The sequence below is a fragment of the Chryseobacterium sp. FG46 genome (assembly GCF_057809135.1).
The window spans coordinates 37958-48784 of record NZ_JBMDJJ010000030.1 but is presented as its reverse complement, the minus strand read 5'-3'; the positions used below and the strand labels follow the sequence as shown (position 1 = coordinate 48784).

Here is a 10827-nt window from a genome sequence, read left to right as displayed (position 1 = left end):
ATATTGACAGTTTATAAACAAAAACCGCCTCAAGGAAAATGAGACGGCTTCTTTTTTATTTCTTATCCATCCAGCTTTTCATTCCGATTTCCAAATACCGGTTTTTAAAAATAGCATAAAGATTCCTGCGGAGTGATAAAGGTTTTAAAGAAATTATGGAGGTAAAATAAATCAGGTATCACAAATGAAACGTTCTCGGATCCGGATACTGAAATACATAGTTCAGCTCTGAAACCAACTTTGAAGACAGAACCTTCTTCCCTTTCACCTCAAGCTCTTCATCATCCGTTATATTTTTCTGAGCATTAATCACCTGACTTTTTGCCGGATGAATGGGAGCTGTAACATTATATAGTTTTGATTGAGTTTTCTTTTCAATCATTTCAGAAATAATACCGCTGATATCGGCATAATGAATATGATTTACCACATGATCCAGATTACCCACATTATAGTTTTTCAAAAGTCTGTTATCTCCCATCAGACCACCAAGCCTTAAAATATTAAGCTGCGGATATTTATTTCTCAGCATTCTTTCACCTGGTACACTCTCCCAAGGAACATCTTCTTCTGTAAATTCTTTGGAAAAATCTGGATAAACGCCCGTAGAACTCATGAGGAACATCTGTCCTTTAAAATCTCCGACAAATTCTGACAAATTCTGAATTCGGTTGTACAAAGAGCTTACACAGCATCTTTTTTCAGAAATATGGACTGTAATAATCAAAACATCAATATTTTCAATATCTGACCATTGAGAATGAGGCTCTGTGAGCTGATAATCCGGGAAAGAAGCCATTACCGTATGGATTCCTTTATTATTCAGCTGATCTGCTTTGTTTTCTGTTGTGGTTGTTGCTGATAAAGCGTATTTTCCGGATAAGGAGGATGCTATTCTCTCACCCAGCCAGCCATACCCTATAATTCCTATTTTCTTCATATTTCAGAGAATATTTTCATTTTTTAATAACACAAAAATAGTCTATTTACCCGTGTACAATATCTTATTCAAACAAAATTCAAATAAGTAATCCCCGGGGCAAGCCCACGAGGTATTCATATGCTTTTAATTATTAAAATTATATAATTAACAATAAACTTTACTAAATTCTGAATAAAAAGCAACTATTTTTCCCGGGTAAAACATTCTTGTATGTGATCATTGACCATTCCGGTAGCCTGCATATGGGCATAAATAACTGTAGATCCAACGAATTTGAATCCTCTTTTTTTAAGCTCTCTGGAAATAAGATCAGAGATCTCTGTTGTGGCAGGAACATCGGACAGTTTTTCAGGGTAATTATCAATTGGTTTTCCACCAATAAAATTCCAGATATAATTGGAAAAGCTTCCAAACTCCTTCTGAACTTCCATAAATCTTTGAGCATTGGTAACCGCTGCAAGAATTTTAAGTCTGTTTCTTATAATTCCTGGGTTGCTCATTAATTCTTCAATCTTTTTGTCAGAATAGGCAGCTACTTTTTTATAATCAAAATGATCAAAGGCCTTTCTGAAATTTTCCCTTTTGGATAAAATGGTATACCAGCTCAGGCCAGCCTGAAAGCACTCCAGAATCAGGAATTCAAATATTGTTTCATCATCATAAACGGGTCTTCCCCACTCTTCATCATGATACTTTCTGTAGAGATCATCTTTTTCGCACCAGCCACACCGGATTTTTTCCATAATTATCATATTTTACAGGTTAAAGTTACTACCGATTTTGAAAGAATATAACAAAAGATTATGAAAAGTTTAACACAGGTGTTTAGTTTTAGGAATGGTTATTGTTTATTTATTGATACCAAACTAAAATTTATACTATTATGAACAATTCAGAGTACAACAAAGCGGAAAATGCAGTAAACAATGTAGAAGATTCTTTACAGAATGCAACGGACAAAGCCAAATGGAAAATCAATGAATTGGCAGACAAGGCTAAAGATTATATCAATGAGAAGAGGAACAATGATCAGGAAGCCAGCCAGGAAGACTGGCTAGACAGGGTAAAAGCTAATGTATCAGATGCCTGGGAGGATATCAAAGATAAAGCAGATGAAGCATGGGAAAAAACCAAAGATGCGGCGGAAGATGTAAAGGCAGAATGGAATAAGAAAACCAATTAGTATTTCAGTCATATAAATATTTTCAATAAAATGGAGTCTTAAATTGATAAGGCTCCATTTTTATTATGCCATAAGCACAATTATTGTTACATTTGTAGTATAATAAACATTAAAAAATTATGTCATACGGTTTACTTAAAGGCAAGAAGGGAATTATTTTTGGAGCCCTTAATGAACAATCTATCGCATGGAAAGTTGCTGAAAGATGCCATGAGGAAGGTGCTGAATTTATTTTATCTAACGCTCCTATTGCTTTAAGAATGGGAGAACTTAATGGTTTAGCAGAAAAAACAGGTTCTGAAGTAATAGGTGCTGATGCTACTTCTATAGAAGATCTTGAAAAACTTTTTGATGCCGCTGTTGCAAAATTTGGAAAAATCGACTTTATCCTTCACTCTATCGGTATGTCTATCAACGTAAGAAAAGGAAAACACTATACAGAAATGAATTACGACTGGTTGGAAAAAGGCTGGGATATATCCGCTGTTTCTTTCCATAAAGTAATGCGTGTAGCCTGGGAGAAAGACTGTATGAATGAATGGGGAAGCATTTTGGCACTTACTTATATTGCAGCTCAGAGAACATTCCCGGATTACAATGATATGTCTGATAATAAAGCGTATCTTGAAAGCATCGCAAGAACTTTCGGAAACTATTGGGGAGAAAGAAAAGTACGTGTAAATACGGTTTCTCAGTCTCCAACAATGACTACTGCTGGTAGTGGTGTGAAAGGTTTCGGAGGATTCCTTGGATATGCAGAAGATATGTCTCCGCTAGGAAATGCTACCGCTCTTGAATGTGCAGACTACTGTGTAACTTTATTCTCTGATCTTACTAAAAAAGTGACCATGCAGAACCTGTTCCATGATGGAGGTTTCAGCAGCTCAGGAGTTACTCAGAGAGTAATTAGTAAATATGATGCTGAATAGTCATTCATTAAAAATATAACGAACATACAAAGTTCCGTTCAAAATAAATAAAACCCATGAAGCTTTTCATGGGTTTTCTGTTTTTATCATCCGGGAACTCTTCCTTTACAAATAAATCCGGCGGCCTCTTCGAGGCCGCCGGATCTGTCAAAAATAATGTTGATATGAAATTATAAAATTACGGTCTGTATAGAGTGTGCGGGGGCATTCAGTTTGGCAGCCATTCCTTCTATCCATAGATTCGTTTCAATATCATTATCTGAATCGTTCATGATAACGGTTACCAGCTGGCCGTTTTCGTTCATAAAAGCAGAAGATGTAAGCGCTGCTCTGTTGGATGAACTTCCGATTCTCTGCGCATTTGGCTTGATATATTTTGAAACGTGGCCTATATAATAGTATTCATAAGTGTAGAATACCTCGCCTGTTTTGGTATCAGCAATAATTGGGGCAAAGCAGAAATTTCCTTTATGATTAGGTCCTCCGGTTTCATCCAATAGAATATTCCAGTCTGTCCATAATGCATTTCCTTTATTGAAGTCGTTCAGCATATTTTTGCTGTATAATTCTCCCAGGCTTACATCATAGATTTTATCCATACTGAATTGTTCTTTACATCCTTCAGTAAAAGCCAGGAATTTATCAGGAAAAGCTCTGTGTGTTTCTGCTAAATTATCAAAAAGCTGAGTTTTGTTATTCCATGTTTCATACCAATGATAGCCAATTCCGTGAGCATATTTTGATGTTTCAGGATCACTCAATGTGGTGGTTGCTCTTTGGTAGATAAGATCTCTGTTATGATCCCAGATCATTACTTTTTTATCTTTATATCCGTTTTTCCAAAGGGTTGGTCCAAGGTTTTTTCTCAGAAACTCTCCTTCTTCTTCAGCGGTATAGATACATGATTCCCAGCTTTGGGTAGCCATGGGTTCGTTCTGAACGGTCAATCCCCAGATATTGATTCCTCTTTTTTCGTATTCTTTAATGAATTTGATATAATAATCTGCCCACGTCTGATAGTACTGATTTTCCAATCTTCCTCCCTTGTATAAACTTTTGTTAGATTTCATCCATGCCGGTGGACTCCATGGTGAGAAATAAAATGTAAAATTACTCCCAATAGCTAGCTGAGCTTCTTTAATCATTGGAATTTTATATTTCTCATCGTGAGCCACATTAAAAGTCTTGAGTGAAGCATCATTATCCTCTACATACGTGTAAGAATCACTGGAGAAATCACAGGAATTCATATTGGTACGAACAACGGTATATCCCAATCCGTTTTTCCCAAAATAGGCATCAAGAATTTCCTTTTGCTTATTCTTTGGCATCTTATAGAAAGTCTCTGCTGAAGCATCTGTAATAGCACCACCAATTCCTATCAGTTTCTGATATTTAAAATTAGGAGCCACAAAAATACAGGCTTCAGTTTCTTTAGGCTGCCCGAATTTTTCAAATGTAACGGCTCCTTTATCCACCATTTTCTCATTCACTTTCGAATTGGTAAGGATTACTTTAGCTGTTTTCCCTGCATTTTTCTTCCAGTAATTCTGAGCATTGACATTGATGGCAACACCTATTACAAAACAACTTACAATTAGTTTTCTCATGATTTTTTCTGTTTCCGGACCCTTCTGGTCCTCATTTTCATTATTTATTCTGGTAGACTCTTACGTAGTCTATATAATACTTCTGTGGAAAAATAGAATCATCAATTCCTTTTTGTCCTCCCCACATTCCACCTACAGCGAGGTTTAAAATGATATAGTAAGGTCTGTCAAAAGGCCATGCTTCATTACTTTTCTCTTTATTTTCATAGGTGAAAAATTTCTTATCATCGATGTAAACATCAATCTTTTCGGGAGTCCAGTCTGCTTTATAGACATGGAACTTTTCGCTGGCATCTTTTACAAACAAGGTATCTGTTTTCTGTGTTCCCTGGATATGGTTGTATTTTTTGGTGTGGACAGAAGCATGTATAAAACCCTGATTGTATCCTACATGTTCCATAATATCCAGTTCACCGTCATCCGGCCATTTCTTCATATTTTCGCTCATCATCCAGATGGCAGGCCATGTTCCGCGGCCTTTGGGAAGTTTTGCTCTGACTTCTACTGTTCCATATTGAAAGGCAAATTTTCCCTTGGTTAAAAGTCTTGCAGAAGTATATTTATTATGTTCCCAATTTTCTTTTCTGGCCTCAATAATGAGATTTCCCTTTTCCATTCTGGCATTTTCAAGCCTGTTTCTGGTATAAAACTGAGCTTCTTCATTCCCAAAACCGTTTCCTCCGGTATCATAATTCCATTTTAATGAATCCGGAAGTCCTTTACCATTAAATTCATCATTCCAGATCAGGGTTCTGTGAGAATCAGGTTTGTGTGAGACACAGTTTATAACAGAAAGGAAGAAAGCTCCTGCTGCACATATTCTGATAATATTTTTAACTTTTAAATTCATGTTTATTAGGTTTTGGCTGAAGCCATTTTCTAACTTCTTTATTAAGCGGACTAAAGTCCGCTTCTATTGAATTCAATGCAAATCAATTATTTTGTCCAGTTGATTCTTTTGGTCTGAACATGTTGAGAATCGGTTCCAATCATAATCTCAAATTCTCCGCTTTCCCAATCAAAATTCAGATTATCATCAAAGAATTTCAGATCTTCCGGTGTCAATTTAAAATCTACTTTTTTGCTTTCTCCTTTTTTGATGAATACCTTCTGGAAACCTTTCAACTCCTTCACCGGTCTTACTACTTTTCCGAAAAGATCTCTGATATAAAGCTGCACCACTTCTTCTCCGTCATATTTCCCTGTATTGGAAATCGTAACGCTGATGTTCAGAGTCTGGTTTCCTGTAAGGCTTGCAGAACTTAAGACCATATCAGAATATTTGAAATCTGTATAGCTTAAACCATATCCAAACGGATATTTAGGATCATTATTAAGATCTATATACGCTGAAACATAGTTTCTGTCTGTATTATTTTTTGCCGGTCTTCCGGTATTATAATGATTGTAGTATACAGGAATCTGACCTTCTGTTCTCGGAAAGCTCATAGGAAGTTTCCCTCCGGGATTCACAGAACCAAATACAACATCTGCAATAGAGTTTCCTGCTTCCGTCCCAAGCCACCATGTGTACATAATGGCAGGAATATTGTCGGATGCCCAGTTGAAAATCAGAGGTCTTCCGGCATTGATCATCAGAATGATAGGCTTACCTGTTTTGGCAATTTCCTTCAATAAATCTTCTTGAACACCTGTAAAGCCAATGCTACTTCTGCTTTTTGCTTCCCCGCTCATTGCATGGCCTTCACCCAGCGTCATGATGACAACATCTGCTTTTTTCGCCGTTTCTATCGCTTCTGCAAACTGGCTTTTATCCTGATCATCAACATTACAACCTTTTGCATATAATAAAGTGGAGTTTTTATCCAGCTGGTTTTTAATTCCGTCAAATTGAGAAACAATTCTTTGATTGTCATCTTTGAAAGCAACAGACCAAAATCCATGGTTCGCTACCGTTTCTTTCCCAAAAGGACCGATCAGTGCAACTGTTTTTGTAGTTTTTGAAAGAGGAAGAATATTTCCCTGGTTTTTAAGAAGAACAATACTTTTTGAACCGAATTCTCTTCCGAATTTTCTGTTTTCCTGATTATCAGTCTGCTCTTTTTGTCTTTTTTCATTGCTGAATCTGTAGGGATCATCAAAAAGTCCCATTTCGAATTTCTTCGTTAAAATTCTACCCGCTGCATCATCTACCAGTTTGGGATCTACTTTTCCTTCTTTCACCAGTTTAGGAAGTTCTGCTATGTATACACGGCTTTCCATATCCATATCACTTCCCCCCTGTATTGCTTTTTCAGCGGCTTCAGCACCATCTTTTGCATAACCGTGAGAAACCATTTCTCCGATGCTTCCCCAGTCTGAAACAACAAAGCCCTTATAATTCCATTTTCCTTTTAAAAGATTTCTCTGGATATATTGGTTGGCCGTTGCGGGAATTCCGTTAATATCATTGAAAGAATTCATGAAAGTGGCCACTCCTGATTCTGCTGCAGCTTTGAACGGAGGAAGATACGTTTCATTAAGCTGTCTTAGACTCATATCTACAGAATTGTAATCTCTTCCACCTACGGCTGCTCCGTAGGCTGCGAAATGTTTCGCACAAGCCATCACGGCATCAAGACTTCCCAAACCTCTACCCTGAAATCCTTTGATTCTGGCTAAACCTATTTTTGTTCCAAGGTAAGTATCTTCACCTGAACCTTCCATCACTCTTCCCCATCTCGGATCTCTGGCAATATCCACCATCGGAGCAAACGTCCAGTGAATGCCATACGCAGCAGCTTCCGTTGCAGCGATTCTTTCTGATTTCTCAATCATTCCAAGATCCCAGCTCGCTGCCTGCCCCAGATTTACAGGGAATGTGGTGCGGTATCCATGGATAACATCCTGCGCGAACAATAAAGGAATTTTCAACCTTGACTGCATGGCCAGTTTCTGAAAAGCTCTGGTTTCTTCGGAACCTGCTACATTCAGCATAGAACCTACTTTTCCCTTCCTGATTTCTTCTAAAACAGCTGCGGAATTGGATTGCTGTGGTCCTGTGGCATATTCAAAACCACTATATTGTACCATCTGCCCTACCTTTTCTTCCAGGGTCATTTTAGAAAGGAGCTCTGCTACTTTCTGATCGATTTTTTTTTGTCCGTAAGCATTCAGTCCCAATGCGGAAAATGCCAGTAAGAAATATACTCTTTTCATGGTATCAAATTAAAAAATGTAGGTTGCTGTAGAACGCCCTGAAATTGTTACAGCAGCGGTTTTACCAGCAAATTTAATATTAAAATTCTCATCGGCCTGATTATCGTTCTGTACAATTAAAACTATTTTCCCAAATTGAGTCTTAAAGGCAGCCGTAGAAAGTTTATCTGTTTGTGTGGAAGCGATGCGTTGAGATCCCGCAGGAATGAATTTCGAAGCGTGGGCAATAATATAATAAGAGACATTTCTGGTGAAGTTTTCACGATCAGAAACTGTAATAGCGCCTTTACATTCCGTACATCCGCCATCTGTATGCGGTGCAAATCTCGGATCATTGGCAAGATTCCATTCTAAAGCTATCTTGCTCCAGTTTCTCATAGAGCCAATAATTACATTCTTCGTATGCCAGTTGAGGTCTTCAGTAAAAGTCCCTTTTGAACCTGTCCACTGTTCAGTAAAGTATAAATTTTTGTCTGGGAAAGCATTATGTACCGTACTTAATGCAGAAATATCACCTTCATACAGGTGAAAAGCAGATCCGTCTACATATTGGTTGGCTTCGGCATCTTTTAAAATATCAATCGCATATTCAGGTTTATTGCAATTGTGATCATAGACAACAATTTTGGTGATAATTCCGTTGGCTTTAAAAACCGGACCCAAATGATTTTTGATAAAATCTCTCTGTTGCTCGGAAGGCATATATAAACTAGGGTTATTTCCCGGATGCAAAGGTTCATTCTGCGGAGTTACAGCATCAATGGTGATCCCTTCTTTTTTCATTCCCTGGATGTATTTTACAAAATATTGAGCATATGTTCCGTAGAATTCGGGTTTTAAACTTCCTCCTTTTGACTTTCCATTGTCCTTCATCCAAACCGGAGCAGACCACGGTGCTGCAATGATTTTAATTTTCGGATTGATTCCTAAAATTTCTTTCAACATAGAAATCAAAGCTTTATCTTTTGCCAGACTGAATTTTGAAAGAGAAACGTCAGTCTGTCCTTCGGGAAGATCATCATATGAAAATACTTCACCATCAAGATCGGAAGCTCCTATGCTCAATCTTAAATAACTGATGGAGATTGAATTTTTATTATTTCCAAAAAGTTCGTTAAGCAGTGCTTTTCTTTTGGAGGGCGATAACCGGTTGATTACCTCAACACTTCCTCCTGTTAATGTATATCCAAAGCCATCAACATATTGAAACTTTTCAGTGTCATCAATTTCAATATTCTGAAAGCTGTTGGTCTTATTTACAAATTTAACAGAGGTCTGCTGCTGTAATTTCACACTTTCATTACCTTTTGTAAGCCAGTACTGCACTTCATTTCCTTTATTGGATGCCATTGATGTGCATGATAAAGAAAAAAGGGCCACACCACTAAGCAGTGCGGCACCTCTAAAGAAACTATATAAGTTGTGAAACTTCATATTTAGTAACCAGGATTTTGTTTTAAAGCTGTATTCGGCAATTCATTGAACGGAATTGGAAGAATTTCATTTTTATTAGCTTTAAATCCTTTGAAGGCAAGCTTAGAAGGCGCATCTCCCCATCTTACAAGATCAAACCACCTGTGTCCTTCACCAGCAAGCTCTCTTCTTCTTTCATCTTTAATAGCCTGCAAAGAAACAGGAACTGACGGTAAGCCTACTCTTGTTCTTACTGCATCTAATAAAGCCTGAGCTCTTGCTCCTGAAGCCCCTAAAGCTTCAGCTTCCATCAAGTAAGTATCCGCAAGTCTTATAACGATATAATTTTGTCTGAAATTAAGTTCTGTTGTTCCGGGAAGTGAGCTTTTTAAAGCATTCGTTGGTAAATATTTATTAAGAAAATATCCGGTATCTGCAAAAGCAGGACTATAAGAAATTTTTCCTTCTGCCACCAGCTTTTTCGCATTAAAAACGGTCACGTTCAGCCTTGGATCTCCCTGCATAAAACTGACCAAATCCTCTGTCACTGTATTGAATGACCAACCGGAATAAATATCCGGTGCATCATTATTCTTAATATTTTTTAATGAGTAAGAACGAGGACCTACCATTACATTGATAGAGTTTCCTTCGTCTTTGCCCTGCCCCCAAAATCCCCAGTCGGAGCTTCCTTTATTGGTATGCATTACTTCAAGGATAGATTCTGATAAAAATTTGTATTTGTTTGGCTCCTTGTCAGTTTCCAGTGCAACTTTAAATAAATCTGCATAATCTTCCACAAGCTTATAGCCATACTGGCTGGTTCCTCCAGGCGTGCCATTCACCTGGGCAAATTGTGCAGCTGCTTCAGGCATTTTTTTATCGTAAAGATAGATTTTACCCAATATAGCTCTGGCTGTTCCCTGGGTAATTCTCCCTTTATCATTAATACTTGGTGTCATCATCAGATCCGGAATAGCAGCATTGATATCGCTTTCTATCTGTGCATAAACATCGCTTGGCTTGGCCTGTGGAATATTCCAGTAGTCATCATCAAACTTTATGGTTTTAAGAATCAAAGGAATATTTCCAAACATTCTTAATAATTCAAAATAATATAATGAACGAAGAACTTTAGCTTCTGCGATATATCTTTTTTTGAGATCTTCATTCATATTCGCTCCCGGAACTTTTTCTATTAACAGGGTAGCACGCGCAATTCCCTGGTAGTAATCTCTCCAGTAGCTGGCAGGCATTGTATTTGGATTAAGTGAATAATTATTAATCCCTTGTATACCTGGCCCGTCATTAGAACTTCCTCCACCGGAATAAAAATCATCAGATCCTGCATTAAAAAATGTAACTGTATTCTCAAATCCCGATGAATATTTTCTTAAAGCATCATATACAGAAATCAGTGCACTGAAAGACTGCTGCTCATTCTGAAAATATTCTTCACTCTTAAAAGCTCCTGAGTTTTTAACTTCATCCAGATAGGAATCACTACAGGCAATATTACTAAAACTTAGCCCTGTCAGAAACGCAACGGCAAGTCCTTTATATATAAAATTCTTATTTTTCATTTTGTTG

The 10827-nt window shown here is 37.4% G+C and carries 9 protein-coding genes; 2 read left to right on the top strand and 7 right to left on the bottom strand.

What is annotated here, in order from left to right; genetic code table 11:
• Nucleotides 1–178: 178 nt before the first annotated feature.
• Both ACODR7_RS18390 and ACODR7_RS18385 read right to left on the bottom strand, forming a co-directional pair.
• Entirely contained in the window at nt 179–940 is a 762-nt protein-coding gene (locus tag ACODR7_RS18390) for a Rossmann-fold NAD(P)-binding domain-containing protein (protein ID WP_488841334.1), read from the bottom strand.
• Nucleotides 941–1125: 185 nt separating this feature from the next.
• Nucleotides 1126–1686 (bottom strand): DNA-3-methyladenine glycosylase I, encoded by a 561-nt coding sequence (locus tag ACODR7_RS18385; RefSeq protein ID WP_488841332.1) that lies wholly within the window; start codon nt 1684–1686, stop codon nt 1126–1128.
• 140 nt (nt 1687–1826) lie between these two features.
• Between ACODR7_RS18385 and ACODR7_RS18380 the strand changes: the two genes are divergently transcribed.
• A complete protein-coding gene (locus tag ACODR7_RS18380) occupies nt 1827–2126 on the top strand; it encodes a hypothetical protein (protein WP_488841330.1) in 300 nt (99 codons plus the stop codon).
• A 119-nt stretch (nt 2127–2245) separates the two neighbouring features.
• A complete protein-coding gene (locus ACODR7_RS18375; protein WP_062670284.1) occupies nt 2246–3055 on the top strand; it encodes an enoyl-ACP reductase FabI in 810 nt (269 codons plus the stop codon).
• Nucleotides 3056–3225: 170 nt separating this feature from the next.
• On the opposite strand, the gene ACODR7_RS18370 is transcribed toward ACODR7_RS18375, so the two are convergent.
• The 5 genes from ACODR7_RS18370 to ACODR7_RS18350 all read right to left on the bottom strand — a co-directional run bounded on the left by ACODR7_RS18370 (nt 3226) and on the right by ACODR7_RS18350 (nt 10820).
• Nucleotides 3226–4665, bottom strand: a complete 1440-nt coding sequence (locus ACODR7_RS18370) for a glycoside hydrolase family 30 protein (protein ID WP_488841328.1) — start codon at nt 4663–4665, stop codon at nt 3226–3228.
• 40 nt (nt 4666–4705) lie between these two features.
• Nucleotides 4706–5515 carry a glycoside hydrolase family 16 protein gene (locus tag ACODR7_RS18365; protein ID WP_488841326.1) on the bottom strand — a complete coding sequence of 270 codons (810 nt, stop codon included), beginning with the start codon at nt 5513–5515 and terminating at the stop codon, nt 4706–4708.
• Between the two features lie 86 nt (nt 5516–5601).
• Nucleotides 5602–7824, bottom strand: coding sequence for a glycoside hydrolase family 3 N-terminal domain-containing protein (locus ACODR7_RS18360; protein WP_488841324.1), 2223 nt, complete (start codon nt 7822–7824; stop codon nt 5602–5604).
• A 9-nt stretch (nt 7825–7833) separates the two neighbouring features.
• Nucleotides 7834–9258, bottom strand: a complete 1425-nt coding sequence (locus tag ACODR7_RS18355) for a glycoside hydrolase family 30 protein (RefSeq protein ID WP_488841322.1) — start codon at nt 9256–9258, stop codon at nt 7834–7836.
• A gap of 2 nt (nt 9259–9260) precedes the next feature.
• Entirely contained in the window at nt 9261–10820 is a 1560-nt protein-coding gene (locus tag ACODR7_RS18350; RefSeq protein ID WP_488841320.1) for a RagB/SusD family nutrient uptake outer membrane protein, read from the bottom strand.
• Nucleotides 10821–10827 lie beyond the last annotated feature (7 nt).

What these genes read in the sequence shown, in the direction of transcription:
- ACODR7_RS18370 (WP_488841328.1), bottom strand. Translation starts at nt 4,665, where the DNA reads ATGAGAAAACTAATTGTAAGTTGTTTTGTAATAGGTGTTGCCATCAAT.
- ACODR7_RS18360 (WP_488841324.1), bottom strand. Translation starts at nt 7,824, where the DNA reads ATGAAAAGAGTATATTTCTTACTGGCATTTTCCGCATTGGGACTGAAT.
- ACODR7_RS18380 (WP_488841330.1), top strand. Translation starts at nt 1,827, where the DNA reads ATGAACAATTCAGAGTACAACAAAGCGGAAAATGCAGTAAACAATGTA.
- ACODR7_RS18385 (WP_488841332.1), bottom strand. Translation starts at nt 1,686, where the DNA reads ATGGAAAAAATCCGGTGTGGCTGGTGCGAAAAAGATGATCTCTACAGA.
- ACODR7_RS18365 (WP_488841326.1), bottom strand. Translation starts at nt 5,515, where the DNA reads ATGAATTTAAAAGTTAAAAATATTATCAGAATATGTGCAGCAGGAGCT.
- ACODR7_RS18390 (WP_488841334.1), bottom strand. Translation starts at nt 940, where the DNA reads ATGAAGAAAATAGGAATTATAGGGTATGGCTGGCTGGGTGAGAGAATA.
- ACODR7_RS18355 (WP_488841322.1), bottom strand. Translation starts at nt 9,258, where the DNA reads ATGAAGTTTCACAACTTATATAGTTTCTTTAGAGGTGCCGCACTGCTT.
- ACODR7_RS18375 (WP_062670284.1), top strand. Translation starts at nt 2,246, where the DNA reads ATGTCATACGGTTTACTTAAAGGCAAGAAGGGAATTATTTTTGGAGCC.
- ACODR7_RS18350 (WP_488841320.1), bottom strand. Translation starts at nt 10,820, where the DNA reads ATGAAAAATAAGAATTTTATATATAAAGGACTTGCCGTTGCGTTTCTG.